This window comes from Pseudomonas sp. 1D4, assembly GCF_001728925.1.
In the GTDB taxonomy this organism is placed as follows: domain Bacteria; phylum Pseudomonadota; class Gammaproteobacteria; order Pseudomonadales; family Pseudomonadaceae; genus Metapseudomonas; species Metapseudomonas otitidis.
Genome location: NZ_LXJQ01000008.1, coordinates 97,233 through 122,667, shown reverse-complemented (window position 1 = coordinate 122,667; position 25,435 = coordinate 97,233). Strand labels below are relative to the sequence as shown.

Here is a 25,435-nt window from a genome sequence, read left to right as displayed (position 1 = left end):
ATCAGGTCTCCGTTGGATTCACTGTAAGGGTGGCGGTGAGGCCCGTATCGGTGTGGGCGGTCACCACCGAGGAAGCGATGTGTTTCTGTTCCAGGACCACCTGGTGGCCATGGGCGAGGACCAGTTCCAGACGGGCCTGCTCCTTGGCCACGCCCGCCTCGACGGCGGACAGGTTGTCGATGGGTTTCATGCGTGGCAGGGCAACGCCCAGCCGGCGCAAACGGTCCAGGGCCCGGCTGGACTGCAGGATCGAGCGCGCGTCGTGCGCCAGATCCAGCGCCCCGGGGCCATGGGTGATGAGGTGGAAGGTGGTTTCACAGGCGGTGACGACGGTTTCCCGCTCGCCATTGCCGTTGAACTCGCGGCGGGACACGCCCACCTCGGCGGACTGCTGCTCGCGCAGGCTGGCGTACAGGCCCGCCGGCGGCGCAGTGGCCTGGTCGGCGGCCACCAGCGCACCGGGCGGCAGCTCCAGCAGGCTGCGCAACGCTTCGCGCAGGGCCGCCACATCCAGCCGCGTGGCGGTGATGCTCATGGTGTTCTCCTTTATATGCAGGGCACGACCCAGCGCGGACGACCGAGGCCGCCCGGCCAGACCGGGGATGGAACGGGTGGGCGCCTGGCGTCAGCCGAGGCGCAGGATGCAGGCGAGGTTGCCGCGGGCCCTGAACACCAGGACCAGCAGGATCAGCAGCACCCCCAGCATCCACGGCGACAACTGCCCCACGGGGTAGCGGCCGACCGCAATGCTCAGGGCCTGGCTACCGGTGCACAGCGCCATCAGGTAGGCGCAGAGCGAAACACCGGGGCGGAAGCGCGAACCGCGCCGCCGGTAGGTGATCAGCCGCAGGCAGATGGCCGAACAGACGAAGAGGGTCGCGGTGGCCAGCGGGTCATCCATTGCGGCCTCCCGCGCCTCGGCGCAACAAGGTGCGCAGCCAGTTGGGCAACTGCCCGCCGCGCATCCATTCGAGCATCCCGATCCCCCCGGTGACACAGAGGGTGGCGGCCACGAAGGCCACCACCCCGCTGGTCTGTGCCAGCCCGCGACTGACCGCCTCGACGGCGGCGTAATAGCCCCCCACCCAGGACACCAGCAGGTAGCCGGCGCGGGTCAGGGGTTTGTAGTCGCGGGCAAACACCACGAAGAAGATGGCACCGCCGAATCCTCCGATCAGCGCGTTGCCATCGATGCTGGGGATCAGGATCGCCAACCCCGCGCCGGTCATCCCCCCAGCCATTGCCGCAGCGACACTGGGCTCGGTCATGATGGGACTCCTTGAAGAGGGCCCGATGATCGACCGGGCCCGGAAACGAAAGAGCCCGCTGGTGGGCGGGCTCTTGATGGTCTGATTTCGATCTTGGAGCTAGGTTACCTTTATCGTCCCAACAGGTCAATATGGGAGAACCTGTTTTTTCAAAAATATTTTCAATGCGCCACGACAATCCCCGCACGGCTCATCGGCGCCTCCAGGCGCGCCAAGGCTTCGCGCAGTTTCAGGGCCACGCGCGCGCGCCAATCCTGGTCCCAGCGGTGCAGGGTGCTCTTGGACAGGCCGGTCAGGCGCTCGATCTCGCGGATGCTGTGGGGCGGGCGGCGGAACATGCGCATCAACAGCGCCAGGGCGGCGCGCTGCTCGGCCGAATCGGCCTGCGGCTTGAGCCAGTCGCGCAGGGCCGCCATGGCCAGCACGAAGTCGCGCCCGTGGGCGTATTCGGCCTGTACCACGGCCAGTTCGAGGGGGTAGTCGGCCAGCAGGCGCTGGGCGAAACGGATCGTCATGGTGGCCTGGGCCTGCCATTCGTGGGGGCTCAGGCCGCTGGGCAGGCGCTCGACGAACTGGGTGTCGAAACGCTCGCGCAGCACGTCGATCGCCATCGCCGTGGACGACTTCGGCCCCACCCGGTGTTCAGCCATCCAATACGCAACGGCCAGGGCCTGTTCGGTGCTGTTAAACATGGGCTGTCTCCTTTTCCATGCCCCGTGGCGGGGCTAAACAAAAGCCCCGTCGACCGGTTCACGGCAACGGGGCAGCACAGGCACATATAATAATACCTATATATAGGCACTTGCAATGAAATAGGCCCACCGTTAATCTGCTGCCCCATGGAACTCAAAGACCGCATCCGGGCGGCGCGAAAGCACGCCAACCTCAGCCAGGTCCAGCTCGCCCAGGCGACGGGCATGACCCAGGCCTCCATCTCCGATCTGGAGCGTGGCAAGTCGCGCGCGACCAGTTTTGCCACGCAGATCGCCACCGTCTGCGGCGTCAGCCCACGCTGGCTCGCCGAAGGCCACGGCGGCATGCTCGACACGCGCATGCCGCCTTCCGGCGCAAACGCCCACTGGGCCGGCGCCGTGGAGTCCTGGGACGACGACACCCCGCTGGACCCCGACGAAGTCGAGCTGCCCTTCTACAAGGAAGTTGAGCTGTCCGGCGGCAAGGGCAGCACCGTGGTGCTGCAGACCACCGGGCGCAAGCTGCGCTTCGGCAAGTACTCGCTGCGCAAGAAGAACATCGACGCGGCCAGCGCGGCCTGCGTGACGGTGAACGGCAACAGCATGGAACCGGTCCTGCCCGACGGCAGCACGGTGGGCGTGGACACCAGCTCGCGCACCATCAAGGACGGCGACATGTACGCCTTCGACCACGATGGGCAACTGCGGGTGAAGCTGCTCTACCGCCTCCCCGGCGGCGGGCTGCGCATCCGCAGCTTCAACAGCGACGAACACCCCGACGAACGCTACGAGGCCACCGAAGTGGCCGAGCACATCCACGTCATCGGCCGGGTGTTCTGGTATTCGGTGCTGCTCTAGGCAGCCCTGGCGTCGAGCGCCCTCCGGAATACAGGCAAAAAAATGGGCGACCAATCTGGTCGCCCGCCCAATTCATTCCGGGATGGGAATGCTAGAAACGCTTGTGTCCGATCACGCAAGATTCAGACGCGCCCTTTGTACCCCCCGAACGCCAGCCCAACCATTGCACCAAGGTCTAAGAGGCCGTTGAACACGCCCTGTGCGGCCTCGCCTGAAACCCCAGCGGCCTGCCGGCTCAGGCTTCTTCCCGTCCCAATCCGTACTGCCGCAGCTTGTTGGCGATGGTGGTGTGCGACACCCCCAGGCGCTTGCCCAACTGCCGGCTGCTGGGGTGGTCGGCGAACAGCCGCTCCAGCACCGCCCGCTCGAAGCGCCCGACGATGGCCTCCAGCCCACCTTCCAGGGAGAAGTCCCCAAGGGGCTGTGGCGCGCCGTAGTCCGGCAGGCGGATGTGCTCGGCACGCACCTGGCCGCCTTCGCACAGGGAGACGGCCTGGAACAGCACGTTCTCCAACTGCCGCACGTTGCCCGGCCAGTGGTAGCGCGACAGCCGCTCCAGGGCCTGGGGCGCCAGGGTCGGCAGCGGGCAGCCGATCTGCCGGCTGGCCGAGTCGAGGAAGTGCTCCACCAGCGGCGCCAGCCCATCCAGGCATTCGCGCAGCGGCGGGATGTGCAGGGACAGCACGTTGAGGCGGTGGTAAAGGTCCTGACGGAACTCGCCCCGCGCGCACAGCTCCGACAGGTCCACCTGGGTGGCGCAGATCACCCGCACGTCCAGGTACACCTCCTCGTCGCTGCCCACCCGGCGGAAGCAGCCGTCCTGCAGGAAGCGCAGCAGCTTGGCCTGCAGGCGCGGGCTCATCTCCCCCACCCCATCGAGGAACAGCGTGCCGCCGGCGGTCAGCTCCAGCAGGCCCAGCTTGCCCTCCGGCCGGGCACCCTCGAAGGCCCCGGGGCCATAGCCGAACAGCTCCGTCTCGGCCATGGATTCCGGCAGCCCCGCGCAATTCAGCGCCATGAACGGCGACTGCCCGCGCGGGCTCGCCAGGTGGCAGGCACGGGCCAGCAGCTCCTTGCCGGTGCCGGTCTCGCCTTCGATCAGCAGCGGCGCGTCCAGCGGCGCCATGCGCCGCGCCTCGCGCACCACCGCCGCCATCACCCGCGAACTCTGGAAGATGCTGTCGAAGCCGCGCAGTTCGTGCTTACGCACGTTGTAGATGCGCTCGCCCACCCGGTCGGCGCGGTGCAGGGTCAGCACCGCGCCGGCCAGCGCCTCGCTCTCGTCATGCTCGGATTGCAGCGGCGCGATGTCGGCCAGGAACACGCCGCCGCGCACCTTGATGCGCAAGCCGTTCACCCGCGCCTTGTTGGCCCGCACCACTTCCGGCAGGTCGAAATCCTCCACGTAGCGCGACAGCGGGATGCCCGGCACCTCGTCCACCCGCACGCCCAGCAACTGCGCCGCCGCGCGGTTGGCAGCGACGATGGAGCCGCCCATGTCCACCGACAGCACCGGGAACTCCAACGCGCCCAGCAGGGCGTTCAGCTCCAGGTGGCGACGCTCGCTGGGCATCAGCCCCACGCGCTTGACGCCGAACACGCCGGGGATGGCCTCCAGCTTCGGCCGCAGGGATTGCAGTTGCAGGTTGATGAGGTTGGGGCACAGCAGATAAATGGCGTTGCCCTGGTCCCCGCCCACTTCGCCACGGTTGACGTTGATGCCGTAGTCGACGAGCAGGTTGAGGATGTCGCGCAGGATGCCTACGCGGTTCTGGCAATGGACTTTGATACGCATGCGGCACCCCGAAACGGGCTCTTGTCAGCGCACCTCCAAAAACTACCTGCGTTGTCATCGCTGCGTTAAAAACCGACTCAAAGTGCTCATTTACACCACGTAAACTGCGCTTTTTCGCCTGTTTTTGCCTTGCGCTGACGGCCTCGCCTACGTTTTCAGAGGTGCACACCAGGGGCAGCGCCGGGAAAATCAGCGTCCTGCCCGATTTTTCCGTCAAGAATATGTGACGCTTCGACGCACCAGCAAGGCCGAAACACCGGCCACTGGCAAAATCGTAAAGAATTCGTTACGAAACACACCCCCGCCTCCCCATCCAGCCCGACCTCCCGCACCGCCCCAGCCCACCGAAACGCGGTATCCCTGGGTCAACACAACAACAACGTCGCGCCCTGGGAGGCCGAATGAAAACCACCCACTACGTGGCCCGCGAGCCGGACGACAGCGGCTTCATCCATTACCCGGACAGCGAGCACGCCGTCTGGAACACCCTCATCACCCGCCAGCTCAAGGTGATCGAAGGGCGCGCCTGCCAGGACTACCTGGATGGCATCGAACGCCTCGCCCTGCCCCACGACCGCATCCCCCAGCTCGGCGAGATCAACCGCGTGCTCCAGGCCGCCACCGGCTGGCGCGTCGCCCGCGTCCCGGCGCTGATTCCCTTCCAGACGTTCTTCGAGCTGCTGGCCAGCCAGCAGTTCCCCGTGGCCACCTTCATCCGCACCCCGGAGGAGCTGGACTACCTGCAGGAGCCCGACATCTTCCACGAGATCTTCGGCCACTGCCCCCTGCTCACCAATCCCTGGTTCGCCGAGTTCACCCACACCTACGGCAAGCTCGGCCTCAAGGCCACCAAGGAAGAGCGCGTGTACCTCGCCCGCCTCTACTGGATGACCATCGAGTTCGGCCTGGTGGACACCCCCCAGGGCCGCCGCATCTATGGCGGCGGCATCCTCTCCTCGCCGAAGGAGACGGTCTACTCGCTGTCCAGCCAGCCCGAGCACCAGGCCTTCGACCCGCTGGAAGCGATGCGCACACCGTACCGGATCGATATCCTGCAACCCCTGTACTTCGTGCTGCCGGAGCTGAAGCGCCTGTTCGAGCTGGCCCATGAAGACATCATGGCCCTGGTCCACCAGGCCATGGCCCTCGGCCTGCACGCGCCGAAATTCCCGCCCAAGGCGGCCTGAACCGAACCAGACTCAAGGAGCCGGCGAGCCACGCCGGCCGAACGAACAACGGAGAACCCCATGACCGCCTTGTCCCAAGCCCACTGCGAAGCCTGCCGCGCCGGCGCCCCGCTGGTTTCCGACGACGAACTGGCCACGCTGATCAAGGAGATCCCGGACTGGAACATCGAAGTCCGCGACGGAATCATGCAGCTGGAGAAGGTCTTCCTGTTCCGCACCTTCCGCCACGCCCTGGCCTTCACCAACGCCGTCGGCGCCGCCGCCGAGGAAGAAGGCCACCACCCGGGCCTGCTCACCGAGTGGGGCAAGGTCACCGTCACCTGGTGGAGCCACGAAGCCAAGGGCCTGCACCGCAACGACTTCATCATGGCCGCGCGCACCGACCGCATCGCCGAAACCGCCGAGGGCCGCAAATGAGCCACTTCGCCGCCGTGGGCCGGGTGCCGGGCGACCCCATCCTCGGGTTGATGGACGCCTTCCGCCAGGACACCCACCCCAACAAGCTCGACCTGGGCGTCGGCGTCTACAAGGACGCCCGTGGCCTCACCCCCATTCCCCACGCCGTGAAGCACGCCGAGCAGCGCCTGCTGGAGCTGGAAACCACCAAGACCTACGTCGGTGGCCACGGTGATGCCGCCTTCGGCCGCCTGCTGCAGGACCTGGTGCTGGGCATCGGCAACCCCGTGCAGCGCGCCGGTCGTGCCGGCACCACCCAGGCCCCGGGCGGCACCGGCGCCCTGCGCCTGGCCGCCGAGTTCATCGCCCGCAACCTGCCGGGCCGTGGCGTCTGGCTGAGCGACCCGACCTGGCCGATCCACGAAACCCTCTTCAACGCCGTCGGCGTCGCGATCAGCCACTACCCCTACGTGGACGCCGCCAACCGCCTCGACGTCGAGGGCCTGCTGGCCGCCTTCGAGCGCATCCCCGTCGGCGACGTGGTGCTGCTGCACGCCTGCTGCCACAACCCCACCGGCTTCGACCTGGCCCAAGCCGACTGGCAACGGGTGCTGGAGGTGGTGAAGCGCCGCGAACTGCTGCCGCTGATCGACTTCGCCTACCAGGGCTTCGGCGATGGCCTGGACGACGACGCCTGGGCCGTGCGCCTGTTCGCCGAAAACCTGCCGGAGGTGCTGGTCACCAGCTCCTGCTCGAAGAACTTCGGTCTCTACCGCGAACGCACCGGCGCCCTGATCGTCTGCGCAGAAGATGCCGAGAAGCTCGCCGACGTCCGCAGCCAGTTGGCCTTCCACGCGCGCAACCTGTGGTCCACCCCGCCCGCCCACGGCGCCGCCGTGGTCGCCACCCTCCTTGAGGACGCCAGGCTGAAGGCCGAGTGGATCACCGAGCTGGAGGGCATGCGCCGTCGCGTCGCCGACCTGCGCCGGGGCCTGGTGGAAGCCCTGCAGCCCTACGGCCTGGCCGAGCGCTTCGCCCACATCGGCGTGCAGCGCGGCATGTTCTCCTACACCGGCCTTTCATCGGAGCAGGTGGCGCGCCTGCGCAGCGAGTTCAGCATCTACATGGTGGGCACCGGTCGCGCCAACATCGCCGGGCTGGACTTCAGCCGCATCGGCGACCTCGCCGCCGCCATCGCCAAGGTCTGCTGAGCGCCCCGGGCGGCCCCAGCCCGGGGCCGTCCGGCCGGCTCAGTAATCCACCTTGCCGCGCCCGGCCTTGATGGCGCCGCGCTTGCTCTTGCCGTCGAGGCGACGGGTCTTGGAGCCGAGGGTGGGCCGCGTCGGCCGGCGTTTCTTCTGCACCACCGCCGCCTCGCGGATCAACGTCGCCAGGCGCTCCAGCGCATCGGCGCGGTTCTGCTCCTGGGTCCGGTACTGCTGGGCCTTGATCACCACCACCCCATCGGCGGTGATGCGTGCATCCCGCAGCGCCAGCAGGCGCTCCTTGTAGAAAGGCGGCAGCGACGACGCCTGGCTGTCGAAACGCAGGTGCACCGCACTGGAGACCTTGTTGACGTTCTGCCCACCGGCGCCCTGGGCACGGATGGCGGTCAGTTCGATCTCGTCGTCGGGGATCTGGACGTTGGAGGAAATCTGCAGCATGACGACGACCCGCGAAAAAGGGCGCTCAGAATACGCCGTGCAAAGGGCCTGATGCGAGCGCGCTGGCCCGTCGACACTGAACTACGCTTAGTCAACGATCCGCTTCGCAAGGGAGGGCCAGGGGATGAACATCCGTCAGAAACTGGTGGCATCGGGCGTCATCAGCGTGCTCGCCGCCGCGCTGCTGGGGGGCATCGGCCTGCTCGGGCAGAACCGCCTCGCCGACGCGCTGACCGAGAACCAGCTCAGCGTCAGCGCCCTGCGCAACCACATGGAAGGCGACATGATGCACGACGCCCTGCGCGGCGACGTGCTCGCCGCCTTCGTCGCCGAGCCCGGTGACAGCGCCGCCGCCGGCCAGGTGCGCAGCGACTTGAGCGAGCACAGCCAGTGGTTCCGCAAGGTCATGGACGAGAACGCCACGCTGCCACTGAGCCCCGAGGTCAGCCAGTCCATCCGCGACCTGCGCCCGCTGATCGACACCTACATCAATGCCGCCGGCAAGCTGGTGGACGACGCCCTGCGCGATCCCCAGGCGAGCCGCGCGCAGTTGGGAGACTTCCAGCGCATCTTCGGCGAACTGGAGGAGCGCAACGAGAAGCTCAGCGCCCTGATCGAGACCCGTGCCGACGAGGCTCGCCAGGCCGCCAGTGAAGCCGTGCGCAGCGCTGTCTGGTGGCTGCTGGGCGGGCTGGTGCTGGTCTGCGTGGTGCTCTGCCTGACCACCGCCCAACTGATGAGGACCGTGCTGCGTCCCCTGAAGAAAACCATCGACGTGGCCCGCGCCATCGCCCAGGGCAACCTGCGCAACAGCATCCAAGTGGAAAGCCGGGACGAAGCCGGCCAACTGATGGAAGCCCTGGCCCAGATGCAGAACAGCCTGCGCGAGATGATCGCCAGCATCCGCCTCGAAAGCGAAGAACTGCGCGGCACCGCCACCACCCTCAGCGATACCTCACGGGGCATCGTCGACGGGGCCAACCAGCAGGCCGAGAGCGCCGCCAGCATGGCCGCTGCCATGGAGCAGATGATCGCCAACATCGCCCAGATCGCCGACCACGCGCGCAATGCCCAGGGCATCTCCGCCCACTCCGAAGGCCTGGCCAGCAGCGGCGGGCAGGTCATCCTCGGGGTGGTGGACGGCATGAACCGCATCGCCGAGGCGGTGAACAGCTCCTCCAGCACCATCACCGCCCTGGGCCGTTCGTCCGAAGAGATCCACTCCATCATCCAGGTCATCAAGAGCATCGCCGAGCAGACCAACCTGCTGGCCCTCAACGCCGCCATCGAAGCGGCCCGGGCCGGTGAGGCCGGGCGTGGCTTCGCCGTGGTGGCCGACGAGGTGCGCAACCTCGCCGCGCGCACCGCCCAGTCGACCCAGGAAATCACCGGCATGATCGCGCGCATCCGCGAAAGCACCGACCAGGCGGTGAACAGCATGCAGACCGGCGTCACCCGCGTGCAGGACGGCGTCAACCTCGCCACCCAGGCCGGCAGTTCCATCAGCGAGATCCGCGAGGGTGCCCACAAGGCCGCCGAAGTGGTGGACGAGATCTCCCACACCATCGGCGAGCAGTCCAAGGCCAGCAGTGAAGTGGCCCAGCGGGTCGAACTCATCGCCCACATGTCCCGCAGCAACACCGAGGCCATGCACGAACTGGCCGAAGCCGCCCAGCGCCTGGACCAGGTGGCCGCCGCCATGCAGTCCTCGGTGTCGCGCTTCCAGGTCTAGCCCCCTCCCCTGTCCGCCCACGAAAAAGCCGCCTTGCCCATCAGGGCAAGGCGGCTTCGTGGTGCGGCCAAGCCAGCGGTCAGGCCGCCAGGCGGACGGCCTCCAGCAACGCCGGCAGCGGCAGCGCATGGGCACCGCCGATGCTCAGGGTCACCTGCTGGCCGGCCGCCCCGGCGTAACGCTGCAGGGCTTCCGGCGTCAGCTGCGAGCCATTGAACGCGGCGTCGAAGCGCTTCTGGTCACCCGCCACCTCGAAGGCAGCCAGCAGGCTGGGCTCGGCCACTTCCTGGGCCGTGTTCACCGCCACTGTGGTGCTCACGCCGGCCGCCTCCAGCGCCAGGGCCAGGTTCACCTCGGCCTGCTGGGCGCCGTTGAACTCCACCGAGAGCTGCCGGGTGTTGCCGGTCGCACCGATGCAGGCCAGCAGGCTGGCGCTGTCCAGGGACTCGGCGGTGTTCACCCGCACCAGGGTGTTGGTGCCGGCACTGGCTACTACGCTCGCCAGGTCGGTCTCGCCGGCCTGCGCGCCGTTGAACACCAGACTCAGGTGACGGCCATTGCCTGCGGCCCCCAGGGTGTCGCGCAGCTCATCGGGCGTCAGGGCCTGGGCACCGCCGATGACGATGCCGGTGCTCGCCCCCGCTGCCTCGACCGCCTGCAGCAACTGGGCGGCCGGTTGCGTACCGCTGAGTTCCACGGCGAGGTTGCGCCCGTCACCAGCCGCCTCCAGGGCCGCCAGCAGAGCGTCCGGGGCCAGCGACTGGGCGGCGCCGATGCCGATGTCGACCCGCTCACCCGCCACGCCCAGTGCAGCCAGCAGCGCTTCGGCGCTGGCGCGGCCGCCGGTGAAGGTGGCGCGGACCTGGCGGCCATCACCGGCCGCCGCCAGGGTGGAGCGCAGTGCAGCGGGGTTCACCGCCTGGGCGGCATTGATCTCAACCGCCGTGTGCGGGCCGGCGAAGCTCACCGCCTGCTGGAGGTTGCGCGTCTCGGCGCGGGCCCCGTCGAAACCGAGCACCAGGCGGCGGTCGCTGCCGGCGGCGCTCACCACCGACAGCAGCGCCCCCGCGTCCAGGCCGTGGGCGGCCCCGTAGTGCACGGTGGTGTTTTCACCGGCGGCCAGGAGCACCTGGCGCAAGGTATTGATCGCGACAGAACCGTCGAAGTGCAGAACGAGCTTCATGACTGACTCCCGAAAATTCCAACGCCTCAGGGCAGCGGCAACCCTCCCAGAGCCGCGAGCTTCGGGCAATCGGGCATCAGTGACGGGAGTGGGCGAAAGGTCGGAAAGCCCGGTCCGAAAGGGGCCCCGGGGCTATTCGAGGACCATCCAGTCGATGACACCCACCTCGTCGTTGGCCGGCATCTTCAGCACCTGGCCGTCGCTGCGCCGCTGCAGGATCGAGCGACCGGCGCCCTGCTTCAGCCCGTCCGCCTCGCGGACCGCCACGGCCCGGTCGGTAGGGCTGAACAGCGACAGGCCATCACCCTCGTGACGCACGCGGGTGCCCACCGGGTAGTGCCAGCCACCCAGCACCAGCGACCGGGCCAGTTCGCCCTCCCAGAACACCGGTTCACGCCGGGCATCCAGCTCCAGCACCAGAGACTGCCAGTGCAGGCCATCGAACGGCAGATCAGCAGGGCCGTCGTTGCGCAGCACCCAGTGATCGTCCAGTCGTCGCAGCACCGTGCCGGCCGGCCAGGCGATGCCCTGCACCGAATGGTCGGGCGTCAGTGGGCAGCTCTCGAAGTGCCATCCGGCGGGTTTCAGGCGGTCCTCCTGGATGCGGCGGAACTCCACCCACTCGCCGGCGGCGCAGGGCCACCCCACCACTTCGCCTTTGCGGGCCAGGCGCACACGGCTGGAGTCATAGCCGGTCGGCAGGTCCAGGGCGTCCACCTGAAAGCCGAGCAGCGCCATGGGCGCGGGCAGCTCGGCCTTCTGCAGGCTCTCCAGCCCGTGGGGCTGGGGCTGGTCCTGCCAGTCCAGCGGATCGAGGGTTTCCAGCTTGACCTGGCTGCCCGCCGGAAAGGTCAGCTCGCCCAGGGTCAGCGGCTGCTCCAGGCGCGGGTTGAGCGCCGCCTGACGGGCGGCGAATTCCGCCGCGAATTCGCGCTCCTGCAGCCACAAGGCGCCCATCAGCCCCACCGGCACCAGCATCACCAGCGTCAGCAGGCCGTAGCGCCACGGGCGCGCCAGCACATGCCGGCGCGAACGCGGCCAGCACAGGGACGCCGCCAGGGCCAGCAGCACCGGCACGGCCAGCAGGCCGAGCAGGTAGATCAACCCGATGACCAGAAACACGGTGGGGTTGGGGACGGGGATCATCGACGCGCCTCGGCAATGGCGGGCGCCCATGCTCGCAGAAAATCCGGGAAGGCAGGCAGGCGCATCCCACCATCCGCGAGGCCGATCACACTCACCGATTCACAAACCGGACGCAGGATCGTCAGGAAGAGGAAGGACGGCAAACAGGCCCGCCCGGCGGATCGCAGGGGCACGCTCCACCGGGCAGGCACGCCGGCTGCTTAGTTGGCCGGGCTGATGTCGCCCTGTTCGAGGCGCGCCTGGCTGGATGCCAGGGCGCTGGCGAGGGTGCTCAGACGGGTGTCCGGCAGGGAACCGGGCAGCGGGTCGACACCGGCGCTGACGAACACCTGGTTGTAGGCGTTGCGCAGGTCGGCGTAGGCCAGGTCGCGCTTGAGCTGGGCCTGCAGGGTGTTCAGCTCGCCCTGGATCAGCTCCAGCTCGCCGATGCTCTGGGTGCTGTAGCGGTTGCGCAGTTGCTCGGCGATCTGCCCGTCCAGGTCGGCCAGTTGCTGGCTGGTCTGGAACTGCCGGCGGGCCTCGGCATAGTTGGCGCTGGCCACGTAGAGCTGCGCGAGGATAGCCATGGACATGGCCTGGCGGCGGGCCACGGTGACATCCTGGCCGGCCTTGGCCACGTCGATGGCCGCCGGGGCGGAGAGCACGTTGAACAGGTTCCAGGTGACCTTCACGCCGTAGTCGGCCCAGCTCTGGTTCACCAGGAAGCTGTTGCTGTCGTAGTGGCCGCCGGCGGAGAACTCAAGGCCAGGCAGCAGGCGCAGCATGGCCTTGCGGGTCTCGGCGGCGCTGATGCGCGCCTGGTAGTCCTGCTCGCGCAGTTCCGGGCGGCTGGCCAGGGCCTGCTGTTCCAGTTGGGCGAAGTTCACCTTCAGCTCGGGCACCGCGTAGTCGTTGCTGGCGGCCAGTTGGAAGTCGGTGTTCAGCGGCAGGTTGATCAGCGCGGCCAGCTCGGTCTTGGCCAGGGACAGCGCGCGGCGCTGCTCTTCCAGTTGACGGGTGGCCTCGATCAGTGCGCGCTGGTAGCTCAGCGCCTGCACCGGGTCACCGATACGCTGGGTGCTGAGGTTGCGGCTGTCCTCGCGAGCCTTGTCGACACGGGCCATGAGGCTGTCGATCTGCTTGAGCAGGCGTTCGGCAGCCACGGCACGCCAGTAGGCGGAGCGCACGTCCTGGGTGATGGTGTGGATGACCTTGCGGCGGCGCTCCTCGACGATCAGGCGCTGGTCGGCCTGCTGCTTGGCGCTCATGTAGCTGACGCCGAAGTCGAGCACGTTCCACACCATGGTCAGGTCCGCCACACCACGGTCGCGGTCCTGGGAGGTGGACGGTTCCAGGGACTGGGAGCCGGTCTCGATGCTGCGGCTGCTGGAGGCGCTGACGTTGTTGCGCCCGGCATAGCCGGCGGACAGTGCCATGCGCGGCAACATGTCGAAGGTGGCCAGGTCCAACTGGCGCTCGGCCAGGGCGTGCTCCATGACCTTGAGGCGCGCTTCGAGGTTGTACTTGATGGCACGGGCCATGGCGTCGTTCAGGGTCAGGGGCCCGCTGAGGGGCTCCTGGTCCTTGAACATGCTGGAGAGGTCCGCCCGTGCGCGGGCCTCGCTCTCGCCGCGATCGATGGGCTGAGTGGTCACGGCGCATCCGCTGATGGCCAAGGCCAGCAGGCTGGCGGTGAAGAGCTTGTAGGTCTGGTTCATGCTGGCGGCCGCCCCCTGGTACGGCACGATGGTTCCCTTTCTTGTCATGTCAGCCACGGGGGGTGGCCCCCGCCACCTGCCCGAGGGCCTGGGCCAACTCGCGCACCGGGCGCAGGTCGGCTTCCTTCATGGCGTGCAGTTGCTGGCCGAGGGTGGGAGCGCCGGTCAGGCCCTGCCCGCTCTTGCCGGTGTCACCACCGCGCCACTGCTTGCCGTCGAATACCTTCAATTGCATGTCCTGCTGCGGCACATCCTTGCCGAACATGCTGGAGAAGCTGCTGCTGCCGAACACCCCACCGTCGCCCCCGCCAAAGCCGAGGAAGCCATTGGCGCCGCCTTCACTGACGGAGCTGTCGCTGCTGGCGAAGACCTGGGCGATGTAGCTGGGCGCCAGGGCATTCGGGTTGATGAAGATGTTGCCCACGGTGGGCACCCCGCTGCCCAGGGTCGGCTGCTCGAACAGTGGCGGCGGCAGCAACGGCGAGGTGGCGCTGGACGGCGGCACACTGGGTACGTTGGGCTGGAGCGGTTCGCTCGGCGTAGTCGGCACACTGGGCGATGGGTTGACGCGGAATTCCGGGTCGCCCTCGACTCCGCCGAGTACGTAGCCCACGGTGGCGAAGTTGTTCGCCATGGCATTGCCGACAGCGTCGGTGATGCCACTGCCGGCGGCCGCCAGGGACAGCCCCAGGGTGCCCTGGCCGGTGACGCCGATGACGGTGACGCGGTAGGTGCGCGCATCCACCTGCACCAGCGACAGCAGGGTGCCGCTGGCGCTGCCGCTGGTGGCCAGGGCGAAGTCGGCCAGGTCGACGCCGCTGACGTCCTCGCTGAAGGTCACGGTGAAGCTGAGGGTGGTATCCCGGGTCGGCGAGGTGCCATCGATGGCGATGTTGGTGACCTGCGGTGCGGCGGCATCCACCAGCACGCCGGCGGTGGAGCCCACATTGTTGAGCGCGGTCTGGGCGTTGTTGCCGGCGGCGTCGCGCAGGGTCGCGCCGTTGGCATCGAGGCTGGCACCCACGGCGATGCCGTTGCTGTCCTGCTGGCCATTGGCGACGGTGAGGCGAAACACCAGGGCGGTGCCGCCCGAGCCGCTGACGTAGTTGGCGTAGACGGTGCCGCCAGTGTCCAGGGTGATCGCCAGGCGCGGCGTACCGCCGGTGGTGTCGACGGTCACGGCTTCGTCGAAGTTCACCGTGAAGTCGAGGGTGTTGCCGGTCAGGTAGGTGCCGTTGGCCGGCACGTCGACGGAGGTGACCGCCGGGGCACGGCTGTCGATGGCGTAGTTGTTGGAGTCGGTGCTGCCGGTGCCGGTGTTGCCGGCGGCGTCGGCGTAGCCGGTGTTGTCCAGGGTGATCAGGTTGGTGGCGTCGGTGACGTTGGCGCTCGGGGTCAGGGTCGCCGTCCAGGTGATGCCGCCATCGCTGCTGCTGAGCCCGCTCAGGCTGCCGTTGGCCACGCTGAAGTCAGCCGTGGTCAGCCCGCTCACCGCCTCGCTGAAGGTGATGGTGACGGTGGTGGTCTGCCCGGCCTTCAGCGCGGTGTCGGCCACCACGAGGGTGGCCGTCGGGCGCTGGGTGTCGATGGCGTAGTTGTTGGAATCGGTGCTGCCGCTGCCGGCGTTGCCCGTCAGGTCGGTGTAGCCGGTGTTGTCCAGGGTGATCAGGTTGGTGGCGTCGTTGACGTTGCTGCTGGGCGTCAGGGTCGCCGTCCAGGTGATGCCGCCATCGTTGGAACTGAGGCCGCTGAGGCTGCCATTGGCCACGCTGAAGTCCGCCGTGGTCAGCCCGCTCACCGCCTCGTTGAAGGTGATGGTGACGGTGGTGGTCTGCCCGGCTTTGAGCACGGTGTCGCTGACCACGATGGTGCCCATCGGACGCTGGGTGTCGATGGCGTAGTTGATCGAATCGGTGGTGCCGCTGCCGATGTTGCCCGCCTGGTCCATCACCCCGGTGTTGTCGAGGGTGATGACATTGGTGGCGTCGGCGATGTTGGCGCTGGGGGTGAAGGTCGCCGTCCAGGTCAGGCCGCCGTCGCTGGTACTGAGCCCGCTGAGGCTGCCATTGGCCACGCTGAAGTCGGCGATGTCCAGGCCACTGACCTGCTCATTGAAGGTCACGGTGACGGTGGCGGTCTCACCGATCCGCAGGTTGGTGTCGCTGAGGGTGATGCTGGTGGCGGCCGGGCGCACACCGTCCACCACCAGGTCCTTGTTGGCGCCCAGGGAGCCCGCGCCACCGGGGGTCGGCAGGGTGAGGACGGCGTTCTGGTTGGCAGCGTCCTGGATGGTGCCGCCATTGAGGCTCAGGGCCGAGGTAGAGGCGTAGTCCAGGTCGGCAGAACTGTCCCCGGCCTGCACGGTGTAGCTGAAGGTCAGGGTGTCGGTACCCGAGCCGGACACGTAATTGAGCACCCGGTCGGTGGCACCGGTCTCCAGGGTCAGGGTCGGGGTGCCGGTCACGTTCACCGTGCTGTCGAAGCGCACGGTGACGGTGATGACGTCACCGATCTTGTAGGTGCCGTTGGCGGTGCCGGACGACACGCTGGTGACGGTCGGGGCGATGGGCGCGGTGAGAGACAGGTCGTTGCCGCTGCCGCCTATGTAGCTGGTGGTCAGTTGGGTGCCGTTGCCAGCGGCATTGAACGTGCCGCCCTCGCTGACGCCGCTGAAAGTGCCGGTGACGGCATCGGCGGCGTCGTTGACGATCACCGTGTAACTGTCGCCGCTGCCGGCCGCGTAGCCGTGGGTGACCGCCAGGGTGGCACCGGAGACGTCGACGGTGCCGTTGACCACCACCCGGTCGTAGCCGGTGCCGGCGGTGGCGCCGTTGATGTCCAGGGCCAGGGTGCTGCCCGAGGCCAGGGTCAGGTTGCCGTTGACGGTCAGGGTGGCGACGCCCGCGCCGCCCGGGGCGAGGGTGCCGCCGCTCTGTACGGTGACATCGCCACCCAGGGCGCCGCTGCCGGCCAGGGTCGCGCCGCTGGCCACAGTGGTGGCGCTGGCGGTGCTGCCGTCGACCACCAGGGTGCCGGCAGCCACGGTGGTGGTGCCGGTGTTGGTGTTGCTGCCGGAGAGGGTCAGGTTGCTGGTGCCGGTCTTGGTCAGGCTGCCGGTACCGCTGATGACGCCGGACAGCGTAGCGGCAGCGCCGGCGTTGACGGTCACCAGGCCGGTCAGCGCCAGGGCGTTGTCGAGGGTAGTGTTGCCGGTGATCTGCAGCGTGGTGCCGTTGACCAGGTTGAGGGTGCCGGTGCCCAGGTTGCTGTCACTGGCGATACTCAGGGTTCCGGCACTGATGGTGGTGCTGCCGCTGTAGGTGTTGTTGCCGGTCAGGGTCAGGGTGCTGGCGCCGGTCTTGGTCAGGTTGTTGCTGCCACTGATCACCCCGGACAGGGTGGTGTCGGCACCGGTGTTGACCGTGGCGCTGCCGCTCAGGGCGATGGCGTTGTCGAGGGTGGCGGCGCTGGTCACCGCCAGGGTGGTGCCTGCACCCAGGGTCAGCGTGCCGCTGCCGAGGTTGCCGTCGCTGGCGACGCTGAGGGTGCCGGCACTGACGGTCGTCGCGCCGTAGGTGTTGCTGCCGGACAGGGTCAGGGTGCTGGCACCGGCCTTGGTCAGGGTGAAGGCACCGCTGATCACGCCCGAGAGGGTCGCGGCGGCCGAGGTGCTCACCGAGGCGTTACCGCCGAGCACGATGGCGTTGTCGATGATGTTGGCGCCGGTAAGCGCCAGGGTGGTGCCGGCGGCCAGGTTGACGGCGCCCGAACCCAGGTTGCCGTCGTTGTCGATGGACAGGGTGCCGGCGCTTACGTAGGTCGCGCCGTAGCTGTTGCTGCCGGACAGGGTCAGGGTGCCGCTGCCGGTTTTCGTCAGGTCGAAGGCGCCGCTGATGGCACCGCTGAGGGTGACGGCGTTGCTGTTGCCGATGCTGCTGTTGCCGGCCAGGACGATGGCGTTGTCGATGGTGGTCGCGCCCGTGACGTCGAGCACGGTGCCACTCGCCAGGTTGAGGGTGCCGGTGCCCAGGTTGCCGTCGCCGGCGATCGACAGGGTGCCGCCGGAGACGGTGGTGGTGCCGCCATAGCTATTGCTGCCGGAGAGGGTCAGGGTGCCGCTGCCCTGCTTGACCAGCGAGCCGGTGCCGGACACGACACCCGAAACCGAGGTGGAGGTGTTGTCACCGCCGGCGGTCAGGGTGTAGCTGCCCAGTTGGATGCTGGCGTTGGCGTTGTTACTCGCCAGGCTGCCGAGGGTCTGGTCCGAAAGCAGCGTCAGGACACTGTTGCCATTGACCCGCACGGCATTGGTATCAGCCATGGAAGCGTTGCCGTCGAGCTTCAACCAGCCGTAATTGAGCAGGAGGGTGTTGCCGGTGTAGGTGTTGGTACCGGTAAGCGTGGTCGAGTAGGTGGCGGCACCGGACTGGGTGAAGATCATCCCACCGGTGCCGCTGATGTTGCCGGAGAAGGTGGTGTCCAGCGTCTGGTTGCTGGTGAGGTTGAAGCTGCCGAGCGTCACCGAGCCGGCACCGGACAGGTTGCCGAACGCTTCGTCGCCGGCCAGGGCCAGGGTGGCACCGGCAGCGACCGACACGCTGGTGTTGGAGGCAAGCGCATCGCCACCACTGACCGTCAGGGTACCCGCGCTGATGGTGGTGGCACCGCTGAAGGTGTTGCCGGAACCGGAGAGGGTCAGGTTGCCCGCACCGGCCTTGGTCAGGGCGCCGCTGCCGGCGATGACGCTGCTGATGGTGGCGGTGTCGCCGGCGCCATGGGTGAAGGTCTGGGTGGTGCCGCCACCCAGGGTGAGGGTGCCGCCAGTGAGGACCAGGCCGCTGGCCTGGTCCATGTCGAAGCTCAGGCTTTCATTGATCGAGACGGCGTTGAGGTTCAGCGTCTGGCCGGCCATGGTGCTGGCGAAGACGATGGTCTGGCTGCCGGTGCTGTCGGCCGCGGCGATGGCGACGGCCTCGCTGAAGCTCGTGCCGTTGCTGGCATCGACGGTGGCGGTGTCGCTGGTGCTGGTGACGTAGATGAAGTCCGTGGCCACGGTGACGTTGGCCGTCGCGCTGGCCCCGGCACCGTCATTGAGGGTGAACTGGACGTTGGCATCACCGGCCGGCGTGTCGTTGCGGTAGGTGATGCGCTGCGCCACATCGTTCACCAGGGCCGTGGTGGCTGTGGTGCCGCTGCTGGTGAAGGTGATGGTCAGCACGCCACCGGTGTTGGTGAAGGTGGCGAAGGTCTGCCCACCGGACTGCAGGTTGCTGCCACTGACGGTGAACAGTGCGCTGGCTGTGTCGAAACCGAACATATCGCTGCTCACCGCCGTGCCGTTGCGCTGGATCACCAGGCTGGCGCCGGACCAGTTGCCGTTGCCGCCGTTCAGCGCGCCCAGCTCGGCATCAGCCAGGCTGGCACCCGTGCCGGTGTCAAGGCGAACGGTATTGCCTTCACCAGCCCAGGCGACACTGTCACCGTCGAGGTTGCCGAGGGTGGGCGCGGCATTGGGGTTGTAGTTGGTATCGGTGGTACCACCGTTGGTGGTGTAGATGGTCGAGGTGGACGCGCCGTTGGCGCCATCGACGTTGCCGGCTCCGGCCGCCCTGCCGCCCAGACCGCCACCGCCCACGTTACCGGTACCGAGGGTGTTGAAGCTGGTGCTGTCCATCCGTACCGTGCCACCCGCGTTCCAGATGGCACCGACCCCGGCACCACCATCACCGCCACTGCCCACCCGGCTGTAGTTTGCGGCCTGGTCGTTGGAAACCCCGCCCCCACCACCGCCCCCCGCACCGAGGTTGTTGGTCACGCTGCTGTTGACGATAGTCAGGATGCCGCTGCTGGAGTTGTAGATGCCGCCTGTGGCAGCAGCCCCCCTGCCGCCGGCCGCCGATGAGCCGCCGCCACCTCCGCCACCGCCAATGCTGGTGCTGCCGTTGTTGGCCAACCCACCCGATCCCCCGGCGGTGTAGCCGGAGATGCTCGATCCATTGCCGGTGTAGCTGCCACCCGCCCCCGCCGCAGCGCTACCGCCACGCCCACCCATGTTGCTGTTGGGGCCGGCGCCATTGCCACCCGTGACCGAAGACGGTGCGGTGGGCGTGATAGCCGCATCAGTGCTACTGCCACCTGTACCACCGAGGGTGGTACCAAAACCACCACCGCCGCCGCCGCCGCCGCCGTAGTTGCCTCCGAAGTCGCCACCGCCACCGCCACCGCCGGATGCCTTGTTGGCGGTGATGGTGCTGTTGGTGATGGTCAGTACGCCCGCGTTGCGGATACCCGCGCCCAGGCTGTCCGTGGCGGATGCACCTTCATTGGCACCGTTGCCGACGACCAGGCCGTTACGGATGGTGATGTTGTCCAGCGCGACCTTGGAGTTGAGGCCGCTGGTGGTCACGTCCAGCACCCGGGCCTTGTTGGCGCCGTCCAGCGCGAACCCCCCGCCGACGATCTGCAAGGTATGGCCGTCGGTGACGTTGATGGTGATGGCATCGCTGAAGCTGGCGAAAGTGATGTTGCCCGTCAGGGTGATGACATCGTCGACGCCGTCGGTATTGCCCGTGGCAATGGCGCTCTTCAGGTCGGCGATGTTGTTCACCGCCGTGGTCACCAGCAGGTGGTCATACCCCCCCAGGCGCGACAGGTTCAGGGCATTGCTGGCAGCGATCTGGCCGGTGGCGATCTCCAGGTCCCAATCGCCGCCCTTGGCGCTGCCGCCGGTGTTGTCGTCGGAGGCGGCGATGTCCGCCCCGGTCATGCCGGCCAGTTTGGTGACAAAGGCCTGGCCTTCGCTGCCTGCCCCTACTTCGCAGCCGTAGAGGAGGATGTCGCCCTCGGTGGTCAGCGCCTTGCCGATGCTGGAAAGCTGGGTGGCGTACTGCGCGAGGTTACCTTCGAAGAGCGGTCCGTTACCCAGCAGCAGCACCCCGGAATCGCCGTGGGAAATGATGTGGATGGCGTCGATGCCGGTGCGGCCGGCCAGGGCGTCGGCGATCTGCTGCACCCCGTCCTTGTTGGTGGACAGCAACACCACCTCGGCATTGGGCGAGACGGCCTTGAGCAGCTCCTGGTAGTTCGGCGCACGGGTATCGACGAAGACGATTTCCTTGCGCACGCCGCTCTGCCCGTCGGTCACCGGGCTGGCCTGCAGGTCCTGGGTGCCGTGGCTGTTGTCGGCGCTCGCGTGGCTGCTGTCGCGCGCGCCGGTGTCATGGGCTGCATCGGCGGTGGGGGCCGCTGTCGCCGTTGTGGCGGCGGTATCGGCCACGGTGGCCGCGACCGCGCCGTCGAACATCATGCGCGGCTCCAGCGCACTGATCAGCGGCAGCGGACATGCCAGCGGTGCAGCCTCCGCACCCTTGGCCTTGCCGTTGCGACCTGCCTTCTTCGAAAGACCCCAGCCCATGACTTCTACCTCCTCTTTCCAGCGCCCGCCTCAGCGGGTGCTCAGTTGCGTTCTTGTTCCAGGGCCCGGGCGTCCCGGGTGGTCCTGATCACATGGGCCTCGCTGTTGCGCGAGTCCTTCCAGAAATCCAGTTGTGCGTACTGCTCGAACAGGTCCGGCGGCAGCAGGGTGCGCCGTGCGGCCACCTCCACCTTCGGCCGTACCTTGTGCAGCCCACTCAGGCCCAGGGCCTGGTCGAACGCCGGGGCGTCGTACTCGATGTGCTCGAAGTCATGCTCGAACCAGGGCTCGCCGAGGAATTCGTAGACCAGCCGCAGCACCCGCTCGGGCGTGGCCACCAACAGGTCGTAGTCCACCAGCAGCAGGGAGCGGGCGTGCTCGCCGTAATAGGCATCCTTCAGCGCCGACCAGGCCAGGCCCACCAGGCGGTTGCGCTGGGCCAGGGTCTCGACCCGGCTGTAGACGGTGTTGCGTTCGCTGTCGTCGTTGAACAGCTTGGTGATCTCGTACGGATTGGCGCGGTAGAGCCGCTCGATGCTGTCCATCACCCAGGCGACATTGCGCACGCAGGCGATCACCTTGGCCTGGGGGAACAGGTCCAGCAGGGCCGGCAGTCGCGCGCACCACAGCCGGTTGGTGTCGAAGATCACCTCATGCTCGGTCTGGTCCGCGTAGTAGCTGCTGAACAGGCCGGCGAGCAGACGCTTGCGCTGCTCCTGGGTCACCACCGGACCAAACTCGCTCTCGGCGCCGAACTGCTTGAGCAGAGCCGAGAAGAAGCTGCCCACCGGGCTGGTCATGCCGGCGTGGAAGCGCGGGTTCTGCCGCAGCAGCGCCGCCAGTAGCGTGGACCCTGAGCGCGGCAGCCCGGAAATGAAGTGGAAGGTGGGTGTTGGATTGGCCATGGTCTGCGTGTACGTCTGCCTGTCGATGAATCACGGTGCCACCGGTGCAGCGAAGCACCGGTGGCCAAGGTCCTCAGTTGCGGGAGGGGAAGATGCCGTCCAGCGCAATGATGAAATTGATCCCGAGGAAGGGGCTGCGGATGCCCACCGGCTGGCTGCCGCCCGCCATCTGCACCGTGACATGCAGGGAGCTGGGGTTGGCCAGGGGGACCGGATCTTTCATCTCGCTCGACCAGATGGATGCCGCTCCAGCCGAACCTGCCGACGAGCCACCCAGCACGTCGTTGTCAGGGGTGGGCGACAGCGTCGTGCTGGTCGGGGTGCCCGCAACGTAGAGGGTGCAGGTACCGGAGGCCAGGTGGTTGTGCGCTGGCATCTGGGACTGCAACAGCGTGACGGCTTCCTCCCCCCCCGTTTCACCGAGCACGATGGGCGTCAGGCCGGGCCCCTCGAACTGGCCGACCGGCGAGCGGCCACGCAGGTCCGGCAGCCCGAAGGTGGTCTGGCCATTCCCGCCGTAGGTGGTGCCGAGCAGGGCAAACAGCGCCGTGTTCTGCGAAATGCTCATGGTCTGCCCCATGCAGTACGCATAGCCACGGGGCGCGAAGTTGCCGCCGAACATCTTGATCTCACCGATGAAAGGTTCCACGTGTTGACTCTCCTCTGGCTCTGGTTTCGCGCGCCTGAAAGACTCAGCCGCACATGCAGGCTTGTTGTTGTCGATTCATGCCGGCCGATCGGTGTGGAACACGGCCTGGAGTACATGGCGCCCATCCGAGGTGGGCATGCCGGGGGTCAGCAGCAGCGCCCAGCCGTCCTCTCCCGGCCGCCCGACGCGGTACACCTCCTGGGGCAGGCTGTAGGGCAAAGGCAACGCGAAGTGGGCGTGGTAGCAGCAATGCCGGGGGGTCATGGCAATCCCCTCCTCGACCCCGATCAGTTCGATCGCCAGCACCTGCTCCGGCGAAAGCCAGAGGTGGAAGGGCTGGCCGACGGCCGCGCTCAGCAATGCAAAGGATGGCATCGAGTCCATGGGCAACTCCTCAGGACAGGCCGGCGGCACGCTGTGCAAGCACAGCCGTGGGCTGATGGGCGCGAGCGGGACGGCGCAACTTCAGGTACACGCCGTTTTCCCCCACCACCTCGAAGCCATGGCGGAAGTAGAGGCGCTGGGCCGGGTTGTAGGACTCCACATGCAGCCCCGCACTGAGGCCCTCGCGGTCGGCCCGTTCGAGAAAGCGGCCCAGCAACTCACCGCCGATGCCACGGCCACAGGCCTCGGGCAACAGCGCCAGGTCGATGATCTGCAGGTGGGTGTCGGTCCAGAGCAGGTAAGCGCGGCCCAGGGACTGGCCGGACGCCTCGATGACGTATTGCTCGGCATCGGGGTAATGCGCCTGGTAATAGCCGCGCTGGGCGTCGAATTGCTGGTCGAGGAAACGCTCGCAGGCGGCCTGGTCCCAGCCGGTGTGCTCCAGCTCGTGGGCACGGGTGGTGCCGTAGAGGATGCGCAGAAAGGAGTGGTCGGCTGAGGATGCCAAACGAAGCGTCAAAGTCTGAACAGACATACGGCGTGCGTCCCTGCCGGCTCCGGGAATAGAGCCTACAACGATGGTTAAAGTTTCCCTGCACGGAGCATAGACGAGGATTTCAGTTGGCCACCATCGAAAAATCACCATTCAGCGGTTTCTGCAATGAATGTGAAGCGGCATTCACAACTGACGGTGTGAGAGCGCCTCCAGCGCGTCATAGGGCGCCTTTGCCCAGCGTTCCACCGCCGCCCGCATGGCCTCGTCCGCTTCGCTGCGCTTGGCCTCGCCATCGGCGCTGAAGGCTTGCCCCGGACGCTTCGCATCGTGCCCGGCAATGGCCTGCAGGTGCGGCACGGCGGCCGGGTTGATCCCCAGCAGCGGGCCCAGGCGCCCCCATAGGGCGCCGGGCAGCTCGCGGTAGTTCAGGGCCACCGCCTCCCCGCCCGCGCACAGGTCGAGTCCGGCCTGCAGCAGTTGCCCGACCATCCTGGCCAGGTAGTCGCCGGGCTCCAGCGCCTCCCGCCCAGGCAGGCCATCCAGCCCGGACGGACCCAGCAGCCCCGGTACCGCGTGCAGACCTGGCTGACGCCGCTGGGACACCACCACCTCCAGCGGGTCGCGGTAGAGGAACAGGCACGGGACCTGCGGGTAGAGCCGGCGCAACAACTCGGCCTCGAAGAGGTTCCAGGCGTCCAGCTTGACCACCAGCCGGGTCTCGTCGCCACGGCGGCGCTGGCCATAGGCCGAGCACAACGCCCTTACCGCATCCGCCTGCCAGGCCGAAGCGCTGGGGTCGCGGTAGTGCGCCCGCAGCAGGGCATCCAGCGGCGGCGGCTCGGACAGCACCACATGCCCGGCCAGACCACGCAACAGTTGAGCCAGCAAGGTGGAACCGCAGCGGGAGGTGTGGAACACCAGTAGCGACGGTGCCAGTCCGGGGCTGCGGGCCTGCCAGTCGAACAACGCTTCAAGCCCGCTCTGACGCCGCAGGGCCTGGTTGAACGGCAGGTGCAACACCTCGTCCACGTCGTCGTTGAAGAAGGGGCGGGCCAGGGGCATGGTGCCGAACCAGGCCCAGTCCAGTTGCCAGGTGCCGGCCTCCTCGAAGGCACGGATCGGCAGCCACTCGGTGAAATCCAGGGCTGTCATCGCATGTTCCATTGCTGGCTCCAGGTCTGCCGCCCCAGGCGCATGGCCATGCGCACATCCGCCTCCTCGAACACCAGCCCAAGGGATTGCCCGGCGGCCACTGCATGGCGGCAGAAGTCGGTGGGGTCGGTGATCCGTTGCAGCGCATGGGCCAGTTCCGGGCGCTGCTGCACCTGCTCGTTGAACGCGGCGAAGGCCCGCACGCCCCGACTGGGTTGCAGTTTCGGCGTGGTCGCCAGGCCCTCGAAGAGGGCCTGGCGCAAGCGCGTATCCATCATGCAATCCAGCACCAGGTGGATGCGTGGGCCCGGACCGGGGTTGTCCACCCGGTGCGGGCGGGACAGGTCGATGAACCAGCACTCACCCGGCGCCATCGGCACCTGCCGGCCGTCCACCAGGAACTCCACACCGGGCGGGCTGAGCAGCGGTACGTGCAGGCGCAGCGGTCCTTCCGGGCTGCCCAGGTCGGGGTCGCAATGCTCGCGGATACTGGCGCCCGCGCCCAGGCGCAGCAGGCGCGCGCTGCGCAGGCCCTCGCCGAACCACTCGATGGCTGCCTGCCACGCCGGCTCGGCCTCGCAATGGGCGGTGCGGGATACCGGCCCCTGCCCCGGCGCCAGGGGAATCGGTGCATCCAGCGCTGCCACCAGGTCCAGGCCGCTCCAGTCCCCCTGGTAATAGGCGGTGTTGAAGTGCGGCACCCAGGCCGTCGGGTCGATCCGCTCCAGGGCCGCCAGCAGCGGCGCCAGGTCGAAGCGCCAGGGCAGGCGGGAGCAGATCGGCAGGGTTACATCCATGGAACCTTCCTTGTCAGATG

At 67.9% G+C, this 25,435-nt stretch carries 21 protein-coding genes; 5 read left to right on the top strand and 16 right to left on the bottom strand.

Features of this window, described 5'->3' with window-relative positions; translation table 11 throughout:
* Position 1 precedes the first annotated feature (1 nt).
* From A7D27_RS06640 to A7D27_RS06625, 4 genes are all read right to left on the bottom strand, one after another.
* Complete coding sequence (locus A7D27_RS06640; protein WP_069563005.1) at positions 2-535, bottom strand: hypothetical protein; 534 nt, start codon at positions 533-535, stop codon at positions 2-4.
* 90 nt (positions 536-625) lie between these two features.
* Positions 626-901, bottom strand: a complete 276-nt coding sequence (locus A7D27_RS06635; protein WP_069563004.1) for a phage holin family protein — start codon at positions 899-901, stop codon at positions 626-628.
* Positions 894-1,268 carry a putative holin gene (locus A7D27_RS06630; RefSeq protein WP_044411540.1) on the bottom strand — a complete coding sequence of 125 codons (375 nt, stop codon included), beginning with the start codon at positions 1,266-1,268 and terminating at the stop codon, positions 894-896. Before A7D27_RS06630 ends, A7D27_RS06635 begins: the two co-directional genes overlap by 8 nt.
* A 161-nt stretch (positions 1,269-1,429) precedes the next feature.
* Entirely contained in the window at positions 1,430-1,960 is a 531-nt protein-coding gene (locus A7D27_RS06625) for a hypothetical protein (protein WP_069563002.1), read from the bottom strand.
* Positions 1,961-2,107: 147 nt separating this feature from the next.
* Between A7D27_RS06625 and A7D27_RS06620 the strand changes: the two genes are divergently transcribed.
* Positions 2,108-2,818, top strand: a complete 711-nt coding sequence (locus A7D27_RS06620; RefSeq protein ID WP_069563001.1) for a helix-turn-helix transcriptional regulator — start codon at positions 2,108-2,110, stop codon at positions 2,816-2,818.
* Positions 2,819-3,053: 235 nt separating this feature from the next.
* Here the strand turns inward: A7D27_RS06620 and A7D27_RS06615 are convergent, their stop codons facing one another.
* Complete coding sequence (locus A7D27_RS06615) at positions 3,054-4,613, bottom strand: sigma-54-dependent transcriptional regulator (protein WP_069563262.1); 1,560 nt, start codon at positions 4,611-4,613, stop codon at positions 3,054-3,056.
* A gap of 356 nt (positions 4,614-4,969) precedes the next feature.
* Between A7D27_RS06615 and phhA the strand changes: the two genes are divergently transcribed.
* From phhA to A7D27_RS06600, 3 genes are read left to right on the top strand one after another with little or no spacing between them, the layout of a single operon-like run.
* Complete coding sequence (gene phhA, locus A7D27_RS06610) at positions 4,970-5,800, top strand: phenylalanine 4-monooxygenase (protein ID WP_338135292.1); 831 nt, start codon at positions 4,970-4,972, stop codon at positions 5,798-5,800.
* Between the two features lie 60 nt (positions 5,801-5,860).
* Positions 5,861-6,217 carry a 4a-hydroxytetrahydrobiopterin dehydratase gene (locus A7D27_RS06605; protein ID WP_044411526.1) on the top strand — a complete coding sequence of 119 codons (357 nt, stop codon included), beginning with the start codon at positions 5,861-5,863 and terminating at the stop codon, positions 6,215-6,217.
* Positions 6,214-7,407, top strand: a complete 1,194-nt coding sequence (locus A7D27_RS06600) for an amino acid aminotransferase (protein ID WP_069564428.1) — start codon at positions 6,214-6,216, stop codon at positions 7,405-7,407. The genes A7D27_RS06605 and A7D27_RS06600 overlap by 4 nt, the downstream gene beginning before the upstream one ends.
* Positions 7,408-7,446: 39 nt before the next feature.
* Here the strand turns inward: A7D27_RS06600 and arfB are convergent, their stop codons facing one another.
* Positions 7,447-7,860 (bottom strand): alternative ribosome rescue aminoacyl-tRNA hydrolase ArfB, encoded by a 414-nt coding sequence (arfB, locus tag A7D27_RS06595; RefSeq protein ID WP_044411522.1) that lies wholly within the window; start codon positions 7,858-7,860, stop codon positions 7,447-7,449.
* A 124-nt stretch (positions 7,861-7,984) separates the two neighbouring features.
* Here arfB and A7D27_RS06590 point away from each other — a divergent pair, with 124 nt between their 5' ends.
* Positions 7,985-9,592, top strand: a complete 1,608-nt coding sequence (locus A7D27_RS06590) for a methyl-accepting chemotaxis protein (RefSeq protein ID WP_069563259.1) — start codon at positions 7,985-7,987, stop codon at positions 9,590-9,592.
* A 79-nt stretch (positions 9,593-9,671) separates the two neighbouring features.
* Here A7D27_RS06590 and A7D27_RS06585 read toward each other — a convergent pair whose 3' ends face one another.
* The 10 genes from A7D27_RS06585 to A7D27_RS06540 all read right to left on the bottom strand — a co-directional run bounded on the left by A7D27_RS06585 (position 9,672) and on the right by A7D27_RS06540 (position 25,415).
* Positions 9,672-10,775 carry a hypothetical protein gene (locus A7D27_RS06585; RefSeq protein ID WP_069563258.1) on the bottom strand — a complete coding sequence of 368 codons (1,104 nt, stop codon included), beginning with the start codon at positions 10,773-10,775 and terminating at the stop codon, positions 9,672-9,674.
* A gap of 132 nt (positions 10,776-10,907) precedes the next feature.
* Complete coding sequence (locus A7D27_RS06580; RefSeq protein ID WP_069563257.1) at positions 10,908-11,921, bottom strand: hypothetical protein; 1,014 nt, start codon at positions 11,919-11,921, stop codon at positions 10,908-10,910.
* 200 nt (positions 11,922-12,121) lie between these two features.
* Positions 12,122-13,618, bottom strand: a complete 1,497-nt coding sequence (locus A7D27_RS06575) for a TolC family protein (protein ID WP_069563256.1) — start codon at positions 13,616-13,618, stop codon at positions 12,122-12,124.
* Between the two features lie 49 nt (positions 13,619-13,667).
* Positions 13,668-21,032: an Ig-like domain-containing protein gene (locus A7D27_RS06570; protein WP_083265541.1), complete on the bottom strand. Its 7,365-nt coding sequence runs from the start codon at positions 21,030-21,032 to the stop codon at positions 13,668-13,670.
* A gap of 41 nt (positions 21,033-21,073) precedes the next feature.
* Positions 21,074-21,937, bottom strand: a complete 864-nt coding sequence (locus A7D27_RS06565; RefSeq protein ID WP_069563255.1) for a sulfotransferase — start codon at positions 21,935-21,937, stop codon at positions 21,074-21,076.
* A gap of 73 nt (positions 21,938-22,010) precedes the next feature.
* The gene (locus A7D27_RS06560) at positions 22,011-22,559 is read right to left on the bottom strand and encodes a phage tail protein (protein WP_069563263.1); all 549 of its coding nucleotides are present in this window, start codon (positions 22,557-22,559) and stop codon (positions 22,011-22,013) included.
* Positions 22,560-22,661: 102 nt separating this feature from the next.
* Positions 22,662-22,970, bottom strand: a complete 309-nt coding sequence (locus A7D27_RS06555; protein WP_069563254.1) for a hypothetical protein — start codon at positions 22,968-22,970, stop codon at positions 22,662-22,664.
* Between the two features lie 10 nt (positions 22,971-22,980).
* Entirely contained in the window at positions 22,981-23,478 is a 498-nt protein-coding gene (locus tag A7D27_RS06550) for an N-acetyltransferase (protein ID WP_240919441.1), read from the bottom strand.
* A gap of 171 nt (positions 23,479-23,649) precedes the next feature.
* A complete protein-coding gene (locus A7D27_RS06545; RefSeq protein ID WP_069564427.1) occupies positions 23,650-24,618 on the bottom strand; it encodes an aspartyl beta-hydroxylase in 969 nt (322 codons plus the stop codon).
* Positions 24,615-25,415, bottom strand: coding sequence for an aspartyl/asparaginyl beta-hydroxylase domain-containing protein (locus A7D27_RS06540; RefSeq protein ID WP_069563251.1), 801 nt, complete (start codon positions 25,413-25,415; stop codon positions 24,615-24,617). The genes A7D27_RS06545 and A7D27_RS06540 overlap by 4 nt, the downstream gene beginning before the upstream one ends.
* Positions 25,416-25,435 lie beyond the last annotated feature (20 nt).